Here is a 17,430-nt window from a genome sequence, read left to right as displayed (position 1 = left end):
GCGGAGCAGCCTTCAGCGTCGAGATCGTGCTGTCCCAGATGGACGGCCTGCGGCACATCGCCGCCCGCGGCTGGACGACGCAGGAGGGCACGCACACGCGGATCTACCTGCTCCAGTTCGACAGCGCAGCCCTCGTGGACGATCTGGTCGAGGCACTCGCCCAGTGCAACAGCCCGAACTACCAGGTGCGTGGCGCCGACGCCAGCGTCTACGACGAGAAATTCCCCGAGGCGGCCAAGATCGCCGACATCCCGGACTCTGTCTACGTCGAGGCCAAGCCGTACGGCGCCGAACAGGTGCGCCAGGCGTACCTCTCGGCGGGGGACACCCTCGCGGTGATCCTCCAGTCCCGCAAGGGCACCGCCCCCGCCGTTCCCTTCCAGCAGACGGTGACCCTGCAGACCGAACTGCTCGACTGAGCTTGCGGGCACCTCGCCAGGCGGGGCCGGGCCCCTGCCGACTAAGCTTGGGCCCGGCCCTGTGTACGACCGCAACCTGCTCAACCGAGGAGCACCCCGTGGAGATCTTCTTCGAAACCCTGCTGGTCCTGGTCTGCGTCGGCGTCCTCGCCTTCGCCGGACTGACCGTGAAGAAGCTGTACGAGGGCCAGCGCTGACCCCCGCACCCCCCGACGTACACGACCGCCACGACGAAGAGCTGCTCATGATCGAGATCCCGTCCGACCTCCACAAGGACCTCGTCCCCCTGGCCTTCCTGCTGGGCAACTGGGCCGGGGCGGGCGTGCACGACTTCCCCGGTTCCGAGAAGTGCAACTTCGGGCAGGAGGTGTCCTTCACCCACGACGGGCGGGACTTCCTGGAGTACCACTCCCACACCTGGGTGCTGGACGGCGAGGGGAACAAGGTCAGGCCGCTGGAGAGCGAGTCGGGTTTCTGGAGGGTCGACGCGGACCGCAAGGTCGAGGTCACCATGGCCCGCAACGACGGGGTCGTCGAGGTCTGGTACGGCGAGCTGGCCGAGAAGAAGCCGCAGATCGACCTCGCAACGGACGCCGTCGCCCGGACGGCGGCATCGGGCCCCTACACCGGCGGCAAGCGGCTCTACGGGTATGTCAACGGCGACGTCATGTGGGTCGGCGAGAAGCAGACCCCCGAAGTGCCGCTGCGCCCCTACATGTCGGCCCATCTCAAGAAGGTCGTCACCCCGGAGGACGTCGAGCGATGGGCGAAGGCCCTCCCGGACGACCTTCCGGACGACGGGATCGCCTTCTTCAAGTAGCTCTAGACTTTCAGTGTGGTGAGCACCGACTGGAAGAGCGATCTGCGGCAGCGCGGCTACCGGCTGACCCCGCAGCGGCAACTCGTGCTCGAAGCCGTGGACACCCTGGAGCACGCGACCCCCGACGACATCCTCGGCGAGGTGAGGAAGACCGCGTCGGGGGTCAACATTTCCACCGTCTACCGGACCCTGGAGCTCCTGGAGGAGCTCGGACTGGTCAGCCACGCCCACCTCGGGCATGGCGCACCCACGTACCACCTCGCGGACCGGCACCACCACATCCACCTGGTCTGTCGCGACTGCACGAACGTCATCGAGGCCGACCTCGACGTGGCCGCCGAGTTCACCGCCAAGCTTCGCGACACCTTCGGATTCGACACGGACATGAAGCACTTCGCGATCTTCGGCCGGTGCAAGGACTGTTCCCTCAAGAGTTCAACTACCCCGTCGTAGGCTGGACCCATGAAGAGTCCTCTGCTGTCCCTGCCCGGCGCCGTTCCCGCCGAGGGCGTGGACGAAGGCGTCGCCGCCCACTACGGCGACCTGTTCCGCGAGCAGCGTGCCCTCGCCGACGGCTCCGGATTCGTGGATCTCTCGCACCGCGGCGTCATCGCCGTCAGTGGCGAGGACCGGCTGAGCTGGCTGCACCTGCTGCTCACCCAGCACGTCAGTGAACTGCCCCCGCACCAGGCCACCGAGGCGCTCATCCTCTCCGCGCACGGTCATATCGAGCACGCGCTGTACCTGGTCGACGACGGCGAGACGGTCTGGGCCCATGTAGAGCCGGGCACCCAGGACGCGCTCGTCGCGTACCTGGAGTCGATGAAGTTCTTCTACCGCGTCGAAGTTGCCGACCGGACGGACGAGTTCGCCATGGTGCACCTGCCGGCCGGTTCGATCACCGAGGCGCCCGAGGGCGTCCTGGTCCGCGAGACGCCGTACGGCCGCGACCTCTTCCTCCCGCGGGCCGATCTGGAGTCGTACGCGGAGAAGAACGGCCCCGCGGCCGGTCTGCTGGCCTACGAGGCGCTGCGTGTGGAGCACCACCGTCCCCGCCTCGGATTCGAGACCGACCACCGAACCATTCCGCACGAGCTGGGCTGGATCGGCACGGCCGTGCACCTGCAGAAGGGCTGCTACCGCGGCCAGGAGACGGTCGCCCGGGTGCAGAACCTGGGCAAGCCGCCGCGCCGGCTGGTCTTCCTCCACCTCGACGGCAGCGAGGTCCACCTTCCGCCGCACGGCACCGAGCTGCGCCTCGCGGACGAGGGCCCGGAGGGTCGCAAGATCGGCTTCGTGACGACCTCGGTGCGCCACCACGAACTGGGTCCGGTCGCCCTCGCCCTGGTCAAGCGGAACGTCCCGGTCGACGCCCGTCTGGTCGCGGACTCGACGGCGGCGGCACAGGAAGTGATCGTCGAACCGTAGGAATCGGAGCACCCGAGAACCCGCCCCGGGTGCTCCGACTAGATCTCCAGCAGCACGGTGAACGGGCCGTCGTTCGTCAGCGACACGCGCATCTGCGCACCGAACCGGCCCGTCGCCACCGTCGCGCCCAGCGAACGGAGTTGGGCGACCACCTCATCGACGAGGGGCTCGGCGACATCGCCCGGGGCGGCCGCGTTCCAGGTGGGGCGACGGCCCTTGCGGGCGTCGCCGTAGAGCGTGAACTGGCTGATCACCAGCAGCGGCGCGTCGATGTCGGAGCAGGACTTCTCGTCGTGCAGCATGCGGATCGACCAGAGCTTGCGGGCGAGCTGGGCCGCCTTCTCCTTGGTGTCCTCGTGCGTGACCCCGACGAGCACGCACAGCCCCTCGCCGTTGATCTCTCCGACCGTCTCGCCGTCCACGACGACGCTCGCGCCGTCCACCCTCTGCACCACCGCACGCATGAGAACCATCATGCCGTGCCACCCGCCGGCGTCGGGAAGGGGCCGACGACGGCCCCCGGTTCCTCGTGCGACCGCCCACCGGGCATACACATGATGTCTTCCGATGATCTCTTACGGGGGCATTCTTATCGGGCCGTAAGCCTCCATCCGGGGCAGATCAGGGGCACTCGGTCACATAGCGGCCACTTCGGGTGGCACGATGCGTGTGTTGCGGCGCATCCGTGGGGGTGCCGCGCCGGTCGAGGGGACGGTAAGTACATGAGCACAGCGAGTACCGGGCAACCGCCCGGAGTTGTGGCGCCCGCCCGTACGGGAAGCGTCGGGGAGTGCCGGGCGCCCGTCCAGCGCACGGACAGCCCGCTGCCCTCGGACGCTGCCGAGCACCACCTGTCCGCACTGCGGCTGACCGAGCTGCGCGCCCTGCGCCGGGACGCCCAGCGCGACGAGGCCGACCTCAGCTACGTACGGCGGCTGCTCCAGGGCCGCATCGACATCCTCCGGGCGGAGCTCGCCCGGCGCGGCGGCCGGACGCCCGAGGGGGTCGTGAAGCGGCTCCCGGAGATCCTCAGGGACGCGCCCGCCCGCCACCGTTCCTCGGCCCGCCATGTGACGGTCGGCACACCGCACGGCGAGGAGTACCGGCGGCTGGCGGCCGAGATGCTCGCCGAGGTCGAGCTGTCGGACCTCCAGGCGCGTACGGACGAGGAGTTGGGCGCGGGTATGCGCCGGCTCGTGCGGTACGAGCGGCAGGTCTCCCGGCGGCGGCAGCAACTGCAGCGCACGGCGGACGATTGCAGCGCCGAGATCGCACGCAGGTACCGTGAAGGAGAAGCACAAGTAGACGACCTGCTCATGTGACACGGCGGGCCCCGGCGCACCCGGGGCCCGTCCGCGTGCACGATGGCCCCGGGACTCCGGCGGCAGCGGCCCCCCCGGGGCGCCGGGGGCGGGTCCCGCGTCCCGAAGGCAACCACCCATGTCGAGTCCTGCCCTGCCCGCCGTCCCCGCCGCCCCCGCGGTCTCCTCCGTCTCCTCCGTCTCCTCCGTGCCCCCGGTGCTCGCCGAGGTGGTGCGGTCCGGGTTCGTCGAGGGGCGGCACCGCGGCAGCCTGGTCCTGCTGGCCGCGGACGGCTCCGTGGAGTTCGCGCTCGGGGACGTGACGGCGCCGGTCTTCCCGCGCTCGTCCAACAAGCCGATGCAGGCGGCCGGCGTGTTGCGGGCCGGCCTCGACCTGGCCGGGGAGCGGCTGGCGATCGCCGCCGCGAGCCACTCGGGCGAGGCGTTCCACCTGGACCTGGTGCGCGCGATGCTGACCGAGCACGGCCTGACCGACGAGCGACTCCAGTGCCCGCCGGACCTGCCGCTGGACCCGGCGGAGGCGGAGGCGTACCTGGCGTCCGGTGCCGTGCGCGAGCGGGTCGCCATGAACTGCTCCGGCAAGCACACGGCGATGCTGGCGGCGTGCGCGCTGCGGGGCTGGCCGCTGGACTCGTACCTCGACCCCGGGCACCCGTTGCAGCAGCTGATCCACTGCGTGGTGGAGGAGGCGGCCGGGGAGCCGGTGGCGGCGGTCGGCACGGACGGCTGCGGGGCGCCGCTGATGGCGATCAGCCTCACCGGCCTGGCCCGTGGCTTCCGCTCCTTCGTCCTGGCCGCTCCCGGCACGGCGGAACGCCGCGTGGCGGACGCGATGCGTGCCCACCCGGAGTACGTGGCCGGCACGCGCCGCCCCGACACCTGGCTGATGCGCGAGATCCCCGGCGCCCTGTCGAAGATGGGCGCGGAGGCGGTCCAGGCGGTGGCCCTCCCGAACGGCCGGGCCCTGGCCTTCAAGGTGGACGACGGCGCGACCCGGACGCTGGGCCCGGTCCTCTCCCGCGCGCTGACCCTGATCGGCGTGGAGGACCCGGTGGTGGAACGCATCGGCCGCGTACCGCTGCTGGGCGGGGGCCGCGAGGTGGGCGAGATACGGGCGACGTTCTAGCCCCCTTCGCCACTCGCCCGCACTGTCCGGCGCAGCTCAGCCACTCCCAGCCCGTCCGGCGTCCGAGGACGAGGCCGGTGATGCCGCCGCGGGGGTCTGGGGCGCAGCCCCCGATAGCGGCGGCCAGGAGCCTCGTCGTCAAACTCCCGCCTGCCCCGCGACGACGCCACTCGCACTCTCGGCTTCGCTCGAGCGGGAGGTGCCCCTACGCCGCCGCGAAGCCCGCCCTCCGGGCGGACGGGAGTGTGACGACAGGACCCAGAACGAGCGAGGCCCGCACCGCCCGCGAAGGGCGCCGAAAAATCCGCGCGCCACCCCCTCTGCCGTACACCTGATATGGAGTGCACGTGTGTCAAGTGGGCGTGCGGGGTCGTGCCCGTGCACGAGTGTGACGGGCCTGGGCAGGAGTGTGAAGCCGGTGGGAGACAGCGTTGGGGGTCTGCGCGACGCGCGGTCAGCCTGATATCCGCGGGTTGGCTACCGCATGACCGGTTGTGCGTCGGGAGCGTTCCGCGCGTCTGGCAACGAGCGTCACCGCGCGGCCGTCGGCACGGCTGCTCATAGGTGTGTCGCGGGTCGCTCCTCGCGCTGCCTGCCAGCGCTGCTCTCCCACCGGCGGCTTGTCGGGGCGGGAGGGTCAGGACGGCTCGCGGCTCGTGGCGCTCGGACGCGTGCGGGAACAGCAAGAGGGCGCCGCCCGTGTCGCCGACGCCCTGCTGCGTACGTCCAGGCGACCGTGGTGCCCGGACATCTTCTGAGCCCTCGCGGACTCTTCGGTGGCACTCCTTCCGTGCGGGTGGTGGCTCTTCGTGCTGTTCATCCGTAGCGATTCAGTTGTGGTTGTTCTGCCGGTGATTCAGTTGTGGTTGTGATGGTGCGGGTGGTGCGGACCGACCGAGCTCCCGGCTCCCCTCCGGAAGGGAGTTCGGTCAGCCGTTTTCCTGGCCAAGCTTGTTCAACTTGTCGAAGTTGGCGACCAACTTCACCTTGCTTATCTCCGTTTGGAGTCGTCTCATAACCACCTTCCCCTGAACTGCCCAAAGATGGCGTGAAGTTGTAGTGTTTGGTCGTGGACCCGGAACACGCTGCCGTCAACGGGCGGAAGACGCCACAACGGCCACAGAGGTCACACCACGACGTGGCCGACGAGCTGCGCAGCCGGATCAGGTCCGGAGTGCTGCGGCCGGGCCAGCGCATGCCCACTCAGGCGAAGTTGGCCGACGAGTTCGGCGTGGAGCGGGGGGCGGTGCGCCAGGCGCTGCGCATCCTGCAGTCGGAGCATCTGCTCACCAACGTGTCCAAGGGAAGCCCGGCGACCGTCGCCTCGCACATGGACAAGGCGCTGACCGGGCCCGAAGCCCCGCCGCAGCCCACGATGGTGGCGCTCGCCCCACGGATATCCGCCGCCTTCGCGGCTCCGCATGTGGAGATCGACGCCTTGTGTCTGACCTCGGTATCGCTGACGCTCGCGATGAGCGAGCCGTTGCGCGAGATTCACGCGGGGCGCATAAAACCGGCCAGGGTCGACGTGCGCCTACTGCTGCCGAGCGGCCGGATCGAGCTGGCGTTCCCCACGCCGGTGGACGACACGGACGACGGCCGGCTGCGCCGGCGCTGGCTGGAGCAGCGCAACGCCCAGGGGCGGGTCCTCAGACACAACCTGCTGGCGCTGCGCAGCACCCACGGCATCGACGTGCACGTCTCCTTCCGCGCGCTGCCCTTCACGCCGCCTGTGAAGCTGTACCTGCTCAACGGGTCGGAGGCGCTGTTCGCGTACTACACGGTGACCCGCCGCGGCGCGGAGATCGACCATGAGCACCTCGAGATGTACGACGCGGAGGGCACACAGTCCATGCTGTTCCCCTTCGCGCAGGGGGCGGGGCTGCGGGACACGACCTTCGTGGAGCAGTCGCATCTGTGGTTCAACGCGCTGTGGGAGACCATCAGCTCGGACCTGGAGTTCGGGAGCTAGCCCGTCCTCCTCCCCGGGCCTCCTCGAGCGGTCTCCCGTACCGGCTGGTCAGAGGGCGGGCTGGGCGACCGTCAGGGCGAGGACCACGGCTCCGACGGAGCTGCAGGTGGGACTCTTGGCCTTGATGCCGACGGTGAGCAGCAGCAGGCCGAGGATGCCCATGGTGCCGTACTTCCACTGGACGAACTGGTCGAATCCGACGACGAAGAAGGCGGAGAGAAGGGCTAGGGCTGGCATGGCGGCACCTCTTTCCGGGGGCGGATCTCGGGGATCCGGCGGGCGGGGCAGGGGGAATGAGCCGTCTGCATCGGATGACTACCTGCGGATGATGTGGGAGAGGAGGCAACCCCTCCGCCAACTCGGTCAAGTTGGCAACCAACTCCATTGAAGTTATCCCCAGTTGGTCTCTACTCATAAACAACCATCAGACAACTCCACATAGATGGACGTGGGTTGTAGCGTTTGGTCGTGACCCAGGAGAACGTCGCAGTGAACGGCAGCAGAAGGCTCTCGCCCCAGGAGATCGCCGACGCGTTGAGGGCACGCATCCGCACCGGCGACCTGAAGGCGGGCGACCGCCTGCCCACCCAGGCCGAACTGGCGGAGGAGTTCGGCGTGGAGCGGGGCACGGTCCGCCAGGCCCTGCGCGTCCTCCAGGAGGCCGGCCTGCTCAGCAACGTCAGCAAGGGCAGCCCGCCCAGGATCGCCGAGGCCCAGCCGGTCATGGACGAGCCGCAGCCGACGATGGTCGGGCTGGCTCCGAGGCTCGCGGAGGCGTTCGCGGCACCGCACGTCCACATCGACGCTGCCTGCCTGACCGCGGAGACGCTCATGCTGGCGCTGGGCGAACCGTTGCGCCAGATCCACGAGGGCCGCCTGCACCCCGAGTCGATCGACGCCCGCATCCTGCTGCCGTCCCGTGACATCAACCTGGCGTTCCCCGTCCCGGTCGGCGGCCGCGGCGATGTCGATCCGGTCCACAAGCGCTGGCTGGACCAGCGCAACGCCCAGGGCCATGTCCTGCGCCACAATCTCCAGGCCCTGCGCTCGTCGCACAACATCGACGTCCGTGTGGCGTTCCGCGCACTTCCCTTCACCCCGCCGGTGAAGCTGTATCTGCTCAACGGGGCGGAGGCCCTGATCGCGTACTACATGCTCACGAAGCGGGAGGAGGAGGTGGAGAGCCGGACCCTCGAGATGTACGACGCCCTGGGGACCGAATCCCTCCTCTTCTCCTTCGAGCGCCGGGCGAGCCAGCGGGACGCGGCGTTCGTCGACCAGTCACAGAAGTGGTTCGACGCCCTCTGGGAAACCATCACGACGGACCTGACACTCTCCTAGTGACTTCTGATACGACGCAGACTGATCCGGTGACAGCTGAGACGGCAAAACTGCGCGAACTGATCACTGGCGCGCGCTTCGTCCTCTTCGACTTCGACGGGCCGATCTGCCGGCTGTTCGCGGGCTACTCGGCGGCGGAGATCGCACGGGAACTCGTGGAGCGGCTGGAGCGGCAGGGGCTTCTGCGGCTGCTGACCAAGGAGGAGAAGGAGGACCCCGATCCGCAGGCCGTCCTGCTCGCGGTCGACCAGCGGCACCGGGGGAGCGATCTGGTGGCCGAACTGGAGGAGATGCTCACCCAGCGGGAGCTCAGAGCCGTCCCCAGCGCACTGCCCACCGCGTACGCCGATCCGCTGATACGCACCTGGACCGCGCTCGGCGCCCGGCTGGCCGTCACCACCAACAACTCGGCGCGCACGGTCGCCGCATACCTGGGGCGCCGCGATCTCGCCGAGTGCTTCACCCCGCACATCTACGGCCGCACCGTCGAACTCCACCAGCAGAAGCCGGACCCCTACCACCTGAACCGGGCCCTGCAGGCCATGGGAGCGGCCGCCGAGGCCGCCGTGATGATCGGTGACGCCCCGTCGGACCTCCGGGCCGCCGAACAGGCCGGCGTGCCGTTCCTGGGCTACGCGCGCAACGAGCGCAAGGAGAAACTGCTGCGCGACGCGGGTGCCGACGTGATCGTGCGCTCGCTGGAGTCGGTGCTGCTGATCCTGCGGGGCCGGGCCTGATCTGCCGCAGCACTGCGGTCCATTCAGCCCGGTCAATTGGACTGGTTGACTGGGTGATCGTTCGGTTGATCCTCAGGCCTGGGACATCAAGAGGACGAACAGCACGGCGCCGGCCGACAGGCACGTCGTGTTCCGTGCCCGGGCTCCTACCCCGATGAGGAAAAGGCACAGGGCTCCCAGTGCGCCGTACCTGGACACGAAGAGCTGCTGGAATCCCATGATCAGGGCCCGGCAGAAGAGTTGGGCGATCATCATGTCTCCCCCTGGTTGCCGCTTCTTTGCGAGAGGCGATCAACTTCCGGTCCTATTGGACTGGTTGACGTATATTGGTCATCCCCTTAAAAGTTGATCGCTTAACTGGCAGCCCAGTTGGAGTGCTCATTTGACTGAAACTGGTTTGCTTGTCAGTGGGGAGAGGTACGGTCGGGCTTGTGAGTGGCGAGCGCATCGGTGACGAGGGCGGCGGCAGGGAGTTCGAGCGCGTCTCGAGCACACTGCGGTCCCGCATCGCCGTCGGCCGCTACGCACCGCGCTCGCTGCTGCCCACCCAGCGTGAGCTGGCCGAGGAGTTCGGTGTCTCGCGCGACACCGTGCAGCGTGCGCTCGCCAAGCTGAGGGACGAGGGTCTCATCGAGTCCCGGCAGGGCAGCGGCTCCCGTGTGGTCTCCCCGGGCGAGCAGCCCCCGGGGGTGGTGGGGGAGCCGTATCCGGAGGCGGCGACGTCCGTCCGGCGGTCGGGTAGTACCGTGTCCTCGCTGATCTCCGAGGCGTTCCAGCGGCCCGAGGTGACCCTCGATGTCTTCACGCTGACGTCCGAGTCACTGGACTCGAGCATCACCCTGCAGGGAGAACGGATCAGGACCGGGGAGATCGCGCCCCAGCGCATAGCCCTGCGCATGCTGTTGCCCCCCGAGGACCTTCCCCTGCCCTATCTGCGCGCCCTCGCGGACCCGGACGACACGCGCCCCCTGGAGCGCCTGCGGAAGATCTCGCACGACAGCACGACATCGCTGTGGAGGAAGCTCGAGGAACTCCGGGCTCAGGGCCATGTCCCGCACGTGGAGGTGAGCATCCGGCACGTGGCGATCCCGCCGCCCTTCAAGCTCTACCTCCTCAACGGCCGTGAGGCTCTGTTCGGCATGTACGAGGTGATCGAGCGCCCCATCGTGCTGCCGACGATGGAGCAGATAGACGCGATCGACGTCGACGGACTGGGGGCCCGCCTCCTCCATTTCGTGAAGAGCGACGACCCGGAGTTCTACGGGACGGCGTTCGTGGACCGCATGCGGTCCTGGTTCGACTCGGTCTGGAACCTCATCGCCACCGAACCGGAGGGATGACCCGGTGATTCCGGCGCCGCCGTGCGCAGGAGTTCCCTTGCGGCGTCGATGAGCGGGGTGTAGGAGTCGACCACACCCTCCGGCTGGAAGGCGTCCATCTCACGGGCGTGCTTCTCCGAACGCGGGTAACCGAGGAAGAGCGTTCCCGCCGCGCGCGCTGCGAGGAGGTCGGTCACCTGGTCGCCGATCAGCAACACAGCATCCGCTTTCACTTCGGGAAGGTGCAGCAAGGCACGCCGCACGGAATCGGGATGCGGTTTCATGCGCCGCGGATCCTTGGGGTCCCGGCCGCAGATGGCGTCGAACTTCGGCAGGAGACGGGTTCGTTCCAGATAGGCCCGCACGGCCCCGGGAGCATTGTTGGTGACCACCAGCAGCCGTTTCCCGAGGGCGTGCAGCACATCCACCAGGAGATGCACGTCGTCGGTGGCCCTGGCGGAGTCCACCGCCATGTGTTCGTGCTCCGTGACGATGGCGTCGGCCCAGACCGGCGGCTCGCCGAGCGCGGGCCCGTGCCGGTCGAGTATGTCGCCGAGCCTGCGGAGCATGCCGTGCGAGTCCGTGCACGCCTCGGCCTCGGGGTCCAGCAGGCCCCATTCCCGCCGGGCCCTGACCTTGACCTCGTCGGCGATGGACGCGGTCGACTCCCCGCGGAAGAGGTCGCAGATGGGGCCGTCGAAATCGAACAGCACGGCCCGCGCGCGGTCCAGAAGCCCCCTGAGGGACTCCTGGTCGGCGAGTCCGCGGCCCGTGCGTCTGCTCGTGATCACCTCGCCAGTGTTGAGCACCGCGGCACTCGGTGCGGGGAGGCGAGCGCTGTGCCCGGCGAATTGCGTATCGGGGTTGACGGACATGCCGGGCCATACGGGGCGTACACACGGCCGTTCCATCCGCCACGGAGGCGACCGACACGTGGAATGAAATCTTTCTGGCAGCATGCTCATCTGCGGGGGAGCACCGTGCATCACTTCCGCACCCATGGGTGCGCTTTCAGGCCAGGGAACGAACGATGTCAGCCGAACGTGTCTCTTCTCCCGCGTGGGAACGCGCCGCCGAGGTGAGCGGCGATCCGAGCGCGGTCGAAGGGCCGCTCGCGGGTTATCACCACGAGACCTATGTGATCCCCCTGCCCGCCGCGGTCGCCGGGCCGCATGCGGCGCGGGGCAAGTGCCGGGAGCCGCGGAGCAACCTGCTCTGGTTCGACCGACGGTGCTTCGCTTCGGAGGAAACGCTGCTCCTCGCTCTGCAGGGCCGTATCCCGGGTATCCCCGCCCTCATCGAGGTGACCGAAGGCCTGCGCCTGCAGAGATTCATCGAGGGACGGACGCTGGGCTCGCTCCACGCGTCCGGCGAAGAGATTCCCGACACCATCGCCGCCCAGATCCTGGACCTGTTCCGGCACCTGGCCCGTGTGACACCCACGTCGCTCGAAGTGGAGCGCGAGTGCAGTCCGGAGGACCGGTCTGCCGATGGTGACACCGACGGGTTCCTGGAGCGCCTCGTCTGTTTCGCCGAAGAGCGCGTGTACCAGGAGAACGTGAAGAGGTTTCCGGGCCTGTTCGCCTCTCTGGGGCTCGACGGAGACTCCTTCGAGAGACTGAGAAAGCATGTCACAGGCCTGAGCAGGCGCCCTTTCTGCTTGTTGCACGCCGATCTGCACCGGGAGAACTTCATCGTCGACGACCAGGGCGTGCTGTGGGCGATCGACTGGGAACTGGCGATGTTCGGCGACCCCCTCTACGACCTGGCGACCCACCTCTACTTGATGCGTTATCCGAAGACGCAGCACGACTTGATGGCCAAGCGGTGGTGCGAGGTGATGGAGGAGGAGAGAGAGGGCAGTTCGAACGGCTGGGAAGAGGATCTCCCCAGACTCCTCGACTTCAAGCGGGTCCAGTCCGTGTTCACCGACATCATCCGTGCGACCCAATTGCTCGATGCACGCCCGGAGGCCGGTGAACTCGTGCTGGAACAGGAGGCGATGAAGGTGCACCAGGTGCTGACCGCCGCTGCGGAGCCCCTGGTTCTCGCCCCGGTGCCCTCGCTGCGGGATGTCATGGTGTCGCTCGCCCGATGGAGGCGGACGGCTTCACAGCCTCGGATGTGATGAACGCGGCTTTCCGTACGCACGGTCGCCAGGCGGTGCTCTGAGGTCCGCGCGTCCCGTGTGAAACCGATCTGCACCGGGACAAGGTGGTCGTGAAGGAAGGCGCCCGTTCAGGGCTGCAGCAGCACCTTCCCCACCACCTCCCGTCCTTCCACGGCGGCATGCGCCTCCCCAGCCCGCTTCAGCGGAAACACCTCTCCGATCACCGGCCGCAACCGCCCCGCCGCCGCCTCCTGCAGGGCGCTCGTCGTCAGGCGCCGCAGCGTGGAGTCGTCGAACTGCACGTCGCCGATGCCGAAGAGCGTGATGCCCCGGTGTTCGGCCTCCGCGCGGTCGACGAGGGCGAAGCCTCCCGTGGGTGCCCCGTGCGCCGAGAAGCGACCGCCTTCCGCCGTCAGGGTGAAGGCCCGCAGTCCCACCTCGCCCCCCACTCCGTCCAGCACCACCTCCGCCGCGCCATCCGCCCCGCCCAGCGCGTACCCGGCCTCGGCGGGCCAGTCCGGATCCGTGGCGTCCACCACTCCGTCCGCCCCCAGCCCCCGTACCAGCGCCAGTTTCGCCGTGCCCCGTGCCACTCCCACAACCCGGGCACCGCGGGCCTGGGCCAGTTGGACGAGCAGCGTGCCCATGCCGCCCGACGCACCCGTGATCAGGACGCGGTCGGTCTCGCTGACCGCCGTGCGTTCCAGGAGGCCCGTCGCCGTCACGCCGTCGTGGACCAGGGCCGCCGCCGTCAGCAGATCCAGGCCGTCCGGTACGGGAGTCAGGCCCGCGGCCGGCGCCACCGCCCGCTGTGCGTAGCTGCCCCTCACGAAGGACACCACGCTCCGGCCCAGCCAGTCCGCCGGCGCCTCCGGGCCCAGCGCGGTCACCACCCCGGCCACGCCTCCACCCGGCACATACGGTGTCGTCACCGCGAAGTACTCCTGGCCCCAGCCCGACCGCAACTGCGTCTCCACGAAGATCGTGTCCGCGTACGCCACGTCGATGACCACCTCGCCCCGCCCCGGCACCGGGTCCGCAAGGTCCACCGGGACCAGCACCTCGGGGCCCCCGAACTCCCTCACCTGCGCCGCCAGCATCCCGTTCTCCACTCCTGGATCTCGTCCGTGACACCGTGCAGTCTTCGACCTCAAGTCCGGTTGAGGTCAAGGCACCCGTTTCTCCCGGGGGCCGTGTTACGGAAGCTCATCACCCATCCGTGCGGTGGGGTCTCCCCCGCTCCCGCCCGCGAGCGGTGTGGGATGTACGTCGGCAGTGTGACGCCGCGCGTGGGGCAGCGCACTTTTGCAAGCGGGGTGCTTGCAATTGTTAGCGCAAGTGCGGCAAGGTGGAGACATGGCATCGCTCAACGTCGGCAATCTCGGTGAGTATCTGCGCGAGCAGCGGCGCAACGCGCAGCTGTCGCTCAGGCAGCTCGCCGACGCCGCCGGGGTGTCCAATCCGTATCTGAGTCAGATCGAGCGCGGGCTGCGCAAGCCGAGCGCGGAAGTACTGCAGCAGGTCGCCAAGGCGCTGCGGATCTCCGCCGAGACGCTGTACGTGCGGGCCGGCATCCTCGACGCCGAACGGGACCGGGACGAGGTGGAGACGCGTGCCGTCATCCTCGCCGATCCCACGCTCACCGAGCGGCAGAAACAGGTGCTGCTCCAGATCTACGAGTCCTTCCGCAAGGAGAACGGCTTCGAGATCGCCCGGGCGGACACGGTCGACGAGGACGACCGGGTGGAAGCCCAGGACCCGGATGCAGCCCAGGACACCGCATACCCCGGCCCCCGCACGGCTGGCGACGGCGATGCCGGTCCGCGGCAGACCGCCAGCTGACCCGCAGCAGAGACGACCGAACGACCGGGACGACCGACAAGCGTTCCGCGGACCACCCAAAGACCCTCAGCCGAAAGCCGAACCGGGAGGACCATTTCCATGGCCATCACCGACGACCTGCGCAAGACCCTCAGCGACCCGACCCCGCTCTACTTCGCCGCCGGCACCGCGGACCTGGCCCTCCAGCAGGCCAAGAAGGTGCCCGGTCTGGTGGAGCAGCTGCGCGCCGAGGCCCCGGCCCGCATCGAGGCCGTGCGCAACAGCGACCCGAAGGCGGTCCAGGAGCGGGCCGCGGCCCGCGCCAAGGAGGCCGGCGCCCGCGTCAAGGAGACGCAGGAGACCATCCAGACCAAGGTCAGTGAGTTCCTCAACAGCCTGGACTCGGACATCAAGAAGTTCGGCAGCAACCTCGACGCCGACCTGAAGAAGCTCGGCGAGACCGCCCAGGACATCGCCCTGCGCGGCGTCGGCGTCGCCGCCGAGTACGCGGTCAAGGCCCGTGAGACCTACGAGAAGGTCGCCGAGCACGGCGAGCAGACCGTGAAGACCTGGCGTGGCGAGGCCGCCGAGGAGATCGAGGAGCTGGCCGTCGCCGTCGAGGGCAAGCCGGAGCCCGTCGTGGTCAAGGACGAGCCGAAGCCGGCCGAGGCCGAGCCCGCCCCTGCCGCCAAGAAGCCCGTGGCGAAGAAGGCCGCTCCGGCCGCCAAGCGGCCCGTGGCGAAGAAGACCACGCCGCCGGCCAAGTAAGCACGCATGCCGGACAACGTAAGAACGGGCCGGGCACTCCTGCAGTGCCCGGCCCGTTCTTACGGATACAGGGCCACCGGACACGGGTACGGTGACCGTACAAAGGACTCGACCCTGGTGGTGGGCATTGTGCTGATGACGGCATTCGGCGGCGTTCTGTCGCTGCTCTACCTCGCCATGCTGGTGCTTGCCGTGGTGGCACTGGTGATGGCAGCGCTGTTCCGTGATGACGCGTACCGGGCGGCCGACAAGCAGAACAAGGGCTTCTGGCTGATCATCCTGGGTATCGCGGTCGCGGTGAACCTGCTGGTGCCGATGCTCTTCCTGCAGCTCGCGGGCCTCGTCGCCACGATCGTGTTCTTCGTGGACGTCCGGCCGGCCCTCAAGCACGTCTCGGGCGGCGGCTGGGGCCGTCGCCGCCGCGGAAGCAGCAGCGACGGGCCGTACGGTCCGTACAACGGCGGACGGTAGACGGCACCGCGGACTGCGACCGCGGCGGTAGGACGCCGGGGGTGGCGGCAGGCCGTGGCCGGTACAAGGGCGCGCCCTGGGTCGCAGGCCATGGTCGGTCCGGCAAGGAGCGGTGGTGGCCGGACGGGGCGCGCGCTGGGTCGTAGGCCGTGGTCGGTACGGCAGCGTGGGGTGGTGGGCGGCAGCTCTCGTCCGGTCCGGCGGTGAGCGGTGCCCGGCGGCAGGCCGTGGTCGGTACGCCAGCGTGGGGCGGTGGGCGGCAGCTCCCGCCCGGACCGGTAGCGAGTGGTGCGCGCCGCGATCGCGGCCGTGCTACGGCGCGCGGTCGAGCAGGACGACGGCCACGTCGTCCGCCAGCTCCCCGCCATTGAGGTCGCGGACCTCGTTGACCGTCGCGCGCAGCAGTTCCTCGCCGCTCAGACCCTCGGCCAGCCGACGGCGGACCAGCTCCACCATGCCTTCCAGGCCGAGACGCTCCCCGTCCTCGCCGACACGCCCCTCGATCAGCCCGTCGGTGTAGAGCATCAGACTCCACGCGGGCCCCAGCTCGACCTGCATGCGCGGCCAGCGGGCGCGCGGCAGCAGACCCAGCGCCGGGCCGTTGTTGTCGTACGGCAGCAGCTCGGCCGGGCGGTCCGGGCGGGCGATCAGCGGGGACGGGTGGCCGGCCAGGCACAGCCCGGCGCGGCGCCCGTCCGGCGCGATGTCCACCGTGCACAGCGTCGCGAAGATCTCGTCGTTGTCGCGCTCGTGCTCCAGGACCTGCTGGAGCGTGGAGAGCAGCTGGTCGCCGCACAGTCCCGCCAGCGTCAGGGCGCGCCAGGCGATGCGCAGCTCCACGCCGAGCGCGGCCTCGTCCGGGCCGTGCCCGCAGACGTCGCCGATCATCGCGTGCACGGTGCCGTCCGGGGTGCGGACCGTGTCGTAGAAGTCACCGCCGAGCAGCGCGCGGGAGCGGCCGGGGCGGTAGCGGGCCGCGAAACGCAGTGAGGAACCGTCCAGCAGCGGGGTGGGCAGCAGACCGCGCTCCAGACGGGCGTTCTCCTGGGCCCGCAGCTTGGACTCGGTCAGCCGCCGCTCGGCCGTGTCGGAGCGCTTCCGCTCGACCGCGTACCGTATGGCCCGGCTCAGCAGCCGTCCGTCGAGCTCGTCGCGGAACAGATAGTCCTGGGCCCCGACGCGCACCGCCTCTGCGCCGCGCTCGGCGTCGCAGGACGCGGTGAGGGCCAGCACGGCATGACGGGGCGCGAGCTGCAGCACGTGCCTCAGCACGGCCAGCTCGTCGTACTCCTCGGCGGCCCGGCCCGGGGCGGGCAGGGCGAGGTCCAGCAGGATGCAGTGGACGTCGTGGGTGAGCAGCCGCTCGGCCTCGGTGAGGTTGCGGGCGGTGCGCAGCCGGATGGGGCGGCCCGCCGCGTCGAGCATCTCGGGCACTATCGGCGAACCGGCCGGGTCGTCCTCGATCACCAGCAGGGTGAGTGTGTCGGTCGGGGCCTTGCCGCGCGCGGTTGACGCCTGTGCGGCCTGGGCCCCGGGCAGGGACTCGGCTTGAGCCTGACCACTCTCCGCGGCCGGGATCGCCCTCTGCCGCGGTACGGGTACGGGCATCGTCTTCGGTTCCTTCCCTCCCCCCGAGGGCACGGCGGGGCGAGGGAGCTCGACCCACCGACGGGGACCATAGCGGTAGCCGAGGGCCCAACGGAATGCCTGACGGAGTGGCGTAGGGCAACCGGCCGCCGTCATATGCCGCATCCCCTACCGCAGTTGGACACGGTG

General features: G+C 69.6%; 20 protein-coding genes. 14 read left to right on the top strand and 6 right to left on the bottom strand.

The window, feature by feature from the left end; all coding sequences use genetic code 11:
• Positions 1-26 precede the first annotated feature (26 nt).
• The 4 genes from ACZ3TS_RS23995 to ygfZ all read left to right on the top strand — a co-directional run bounded on the left by ACZ3TS_RS23995 (position 27) and on the right by ygfZ (position 2,667).
• Entirely contained in the window at positions 27-419 is a 393-nt protein-coding gene (locus tag ACZ3TS_RS23995; protein WP_467621266.1) for a hypothetical protein, read from the top strand.
• 244 nt (positions 420-663) lie between these two features.
• Complete coding sequence (locus ACZ3TS_RS23990) at positions 664-1,239, top strand: heme-binding beta-barrel domain-containing protein (protein WP_467621263.1); 576 nt, start codon at positions 664-666, stop codon at positions 1,237-1,239.
• Between the two features lie 15 nt (positions 1,240-1,254).
• A complete protein-coding gene (locus ACZ3TS_RS23985; RefSeq protein WP_467621260.1) occupies positions 1,255-1,692 on the top strand; it encodes a Fur family transcriptional regulator in 438 nt (145 codons plus the stop codon).
• A 9-nt stretch (positions 1,693-1,701) separates the two neighbouring features.
• Complete coding sequence (gene ygfZ / locus ACZ3TS_RS23980) at positions 1,702-2,667, top strand: CAF17-like 4Fe-4S cluster assembly/insertion protein YgfZ (protein ID WP_467621257.1); 966 nt, start codon at positions 1,702-1,704, stop codon at positions 2,665-2,667.
• A gap of 38 nt (positions 2,668-2,705) precedes the next feature.
• Here the strand turns inward: ygfZ and dtd are convergent, their stop codons facing one another.
• A complete protein-coding gene (dtd, locus tag ACZ3TS_RS23975) occupies positions 2,706-3,131 on the bottom strand; it encodes a D-aminoacyl-tRNA deacylase (RefSeq protein WP_467621254.1) in 426 nt (141 codons plus the stop codon).
• A gap of 258 nt (positions 3,132-3,389) precedes the next feature.
• Here dtd and ACZ3TS_RS23970 point away from each other — a divergent pair, with 258 nt between their 5' ends.
• From ACZ3TS_RS23970 to ACZ3TS_RS23960, 3 genes are all read left to right on the top strand, one after another.
• A complete protein-coding gene (locus ACZ3TS_RS23970) occupies positions 3,390-3,989 on the top strand; it encodes an RsiG family protein (protein ID WP_467621250.1) in 600 nt (199 codons plus the stop codon).
• 118 nt (positions 3,990-4,107) lie between these two features.
• A complete protein-coding gene (locus ACZ3TS_RS23965; protein ID WP_467621247.1) occupies positions 4,108-5,115 on the top strand; it encodes an asparaginase in 1,008 nt (335 codons plus the stop codon).
• 1,063 nt (positions 5,116-6,178) lie between these two features.
• Positions 6,179-7,087 carry a winged helix-turn-helix domain-containing protein gene (locus tag ACZ3TS_RS23960; protein ID WP_467621244.1) on the top strand — a complete coding sequence of 303 codons (909 nt, stop codon included), beginning with the start codon at positions 6,179-6,181 and terminating at the stop codon, positions 7,085-7,087.
• Positions 7,088-7,135: 48 nt separating this feature from the next.
• Here ACZ3TS_RS23960 and ACZ3TS_RS23955 read toward each other — a convergent pair whose 3' ends face one another.
• Positions 7,136-7,324, bottom strand: a complete 189-nt coding sequence (locus tag ACZ3TS_RS23955) for a hypothetical protein (RefSeq protein ID WP_467621241.1) — start codon at positions 7,322-7,324, stop codon at positions 7,136-7,138.
• 225 nt (positions 7,325-7,549) lie between these two features.
• On the opposite strand from ACZ3TS_RS23955, the gene ACZ3TS_RS23950 reads away from it, so the two are divergent.
• On the top strand, positions 7,550-8,428 hold the full coding sequence (locus tag ACZ3TS_RS23950; RefSeq protein WP_467621238.1) for a GntR family transcriptional regulator: 879 nt from the start codon (positions 7,550-7,552) through the stop codon (positions 8,426-8,428).
• The gene (locus ACZ3TS_RS23945) at positions 8,377-9,165 is read left to right on the top strand and encodes an HAD family hydrolase (RefSeq protein ID WP_467621235.1); all 789 of its coding nucleotides are present in this window, start codon (positions 8,377-8,379) and stop codon (positions 9,163-9,165) included. The genes ACZ3TS_RS23950 and ACZ3TS_RS23945 overlap by 52 nt, the downstream gene beginning before the upstream one ends.
• A 72-nt stretch (positions 9,166-9,237) precedes the next feature.
• Here ACZ3TS_RS23945 and ACZ3TS_RS23940 read toward each other — a convergent pair whose 3' ends face one another.
• Positions 9,238-9,420: a hypothetical protein gene (locus tag ACZ3TS_RS23940; RefSeq protein ID WP_467621232.1), complete on the bottom strand. Its 183-nt coding sequence runs from the start codon at positions 9,418-9,420 to the stop codon at positions 9,238-9,240.
• 176 nt (positions 9,421-9,596) lie between these two features.
• Between ACZ3TS_RS23940 and ACZ3TS_RS23935 the strand changes: the two genes are divergently transcribed.
• On the top strand, positions 9,597-10,505 hold the full coding sequence (locus ACZ3TS_RS23935; protein WP_467621229.1) for a GntR family transcriptional regulator: 909 nt from the start codon (positions 9,597-9,599) through the stop codon (positions 10,503-10,505).
• Here the strand turns inward: ACZ3TS_RS23935 and ACZ3TS_RS23930 are convergent.
• Positions 10,424-11,275 carry an HAD family hydrolase gene (locus ACZ3TS_RS23930; RefSeq protein ID WP_467621226.1) on the bottom strand — a complete coding sequence of 284 codons (852 nt, stop codon included), beginning with the start codon at positions 11,273-11,275 and terminating at the stop codon, positions 10,424-10,426. The genes ACZ3TS_RS23935 and ACZ3TS_RS23930 overlap by 82 nt on opposite strands.
• 239 nt (positions 11,276-11,514) lie before the next feature.
• On the opposite strand from ACZ3TS_RS23930, the gene ACZ3TS_RS23925 reads away from it, so the two are divergent.
• A complete protein-coding gene (locus tag ACZ3TS_RS23925) occupies positions 11,515-12,612 on the top strand; it encodes a phosphotransferase (protein WP_467621223.1) in 1,098 nt (365 codons plus the stop codon).
• A 110-nt stretch (positions 12,613-12,722) separates the two neighbouring features.
• On the opposite strand, the gene ACZ3TS_RS23920 is transcribed toward ACZ3TS_RS23925, so the two are convergent.
• Entirely contained in the window at positions 12,723-13,694 is a 972-nt protein-coding gene (locus ACZ3TS_RS23920; protein ID WP_467621220.1) for a zinc-binding dehydrogenase, read from the bottom strand.
• Positions 13,695-13,950: 256 nt separating this feature from the next.
• Here ACZ3TS_RS23920 and ACZ3TS_RS23915 point away from each other — a divergent pair, with 256 nt between their 5' ends.
• The 3 genes from ACZ3TS_RS23915 to ACZ3TS_RS23905 all read left to right on the top strand — a co-directional run bounded on the left by ACZ3TS_RS23915 (position 13,951) and on the right by ACZ3TS_RS23905 (position 15,654).
• Positions 13,951-14,436, top strand: a complete 486-nt coding sequence (locus ACZ3TS_RS23915) for a helix-turn-helix domain-containing protein (protein ID WP_467621218.1) — start codon at positions 13,951-13,953, stop codon at positions 14,434-14,436.
• Positions 14,437-14,535: 99 nt separating this feature from the next.
• A complete protein-coding gene (locus tag ACZ3TS_RS23910; RefSeq protein ID WP_467621215.1) occupies positions 14,536-15,183 on the top strand; it encodes a hypothetical protein in 648 nt (215 codons plus the stop codon).
• Positions 15,184-15,318: 135 nt separating this feature from the next.
• Complete coding sequence (locus ACZ3TS_RS23905) at positions 15,319-15,654, top strand: DUF2516 family protein (protein ID WP_467621402.1); 336 nt, start codon at positions 15,319-15,321, stop codon at positions 15,652-15,654.
• A gap of 312 nt (positions 15,655-15,966) precedes the next feature.
• Here the strand turns inward: ACZ3TS_RS23905 and ACZ3TS_RS23900 are convergent, their stop codons facing one another.
• Positions 15,967-17,262, bottom strand: a complete 1,296-nt coding sequence (locus tag ACZ3TS_RS23900; protein ID WP_467621212.1) for a PP2C family protein-serine/threonine phosphatase — start codon at positions 17,260-17,262, stop codon at positions 15,967-15,969.
• Positions 17,263-17,430 lie beyond the last annotated feature (168 nt).

This window comes from Streptomyces sp. NPDC022910, assembly GCF_055561075.1.
The sequence above is the reverse complement of the archived record's forward strand: the minus strand, read 5'-3'. Positions and strand labels throughout refer to the sequence as shown.

Bases quoted from the DNA above. Each gene is read 5' to 3' on its own strand.
- ACZ3TS_RS23990 (WP_467621263.1), top strand. From the start codon at position 664: ATGATCGAGATCCCGTCCGACCTCCACAAGGACCTCGTCCCCCTGGCC.
- ygfZ (WP_467621257.1), top strand. From the start codon at position 1,702: ATGAAGAGTCCTCTGCTGTCCCTGCCCGGCGCCGTTCCCGCCGAGGGC.
- dtd (WP_467621254.1), bottom strand. From the start codon at position 3,131: ATGCGTGCGGTGGTGCAGAGGGTGGACGGCGCGAGCGTCGTCGTGGAC.
- ACZ3TS_RS23970 (WP_467621250.1), top strand. From the start codon at position 3,390: ATGAGCACAGCGAGTACCGGGCAACCGCCCGGAGTTGTGGCGCCCGCC.
- ACZ3TS_RS23965 (WP_467621247.1), top strand. From the start codon at position 4,108: ATGTCGAGTCCTGCCCTGCCCGCCGTCCCCGCCGCCCCCGCGGTCTCC.
- ACZ3TS_RS23955 (WP_467621241.1), bottom strand. From the start codon at position 7,324: ATGCCAGCCCTAGCCCTTCTCTCCGCCTTCTTCGTCGTCGGATTCGAC.
- ACZ3TS_RS23940 (WP_467621232.1), bottom strand. From the start codon at position 9,420: ATGATGATCGCCCAACTCTTCTGCCGGGCCCTGATCATGGGATTCCAG.
- ACZ3TS_RS23925 (WP_467621223.1), top strand. From the start codon at position 11,515: ATGTCAGCCGAACGTGTCTCTTCTCCCGCGTGGGAACGCGCCGCCGAG.
- ACZ3TS_RS23920 (WP_467621220.1), bottom strand. From the start codon at position 13,694: ATGCTGGCGGCGCAGGTGAGGGAGTTCGGGGGCCCCGAGGTGCTGGTC.
- ACZ3TS_RS23915 (WP_467621218.1), top strand. From the start codon at position 13,951: ATGGCATCGCTCAACGTCGGCAATCTCGGTGAGTATCTGCGCGAGCAG.
- ACZ3TS_RS23910 (WP_467621215.1), top strand. From the start codon at position 14,536: ATGGCCATCACCGACGACCTGCGCAAGACCCTCAGCGACCCGACCCCG.
- ACZ3TS_RS23905 (WP_467621402.1), top strand. From the start codon at position 15,319: ATGACGGCATTCGGCGGCGTTCTGTCGCTGCTCTACCTCGCCATGCTG.
- ACZ3TS_RS23900 (WP_467621212.1), bottom strand. From the start codon at position 17,262: ATGCCCGTACCCGTACCGCGGCAGAGGGCGATCCCGGCCGCGGAGAGT.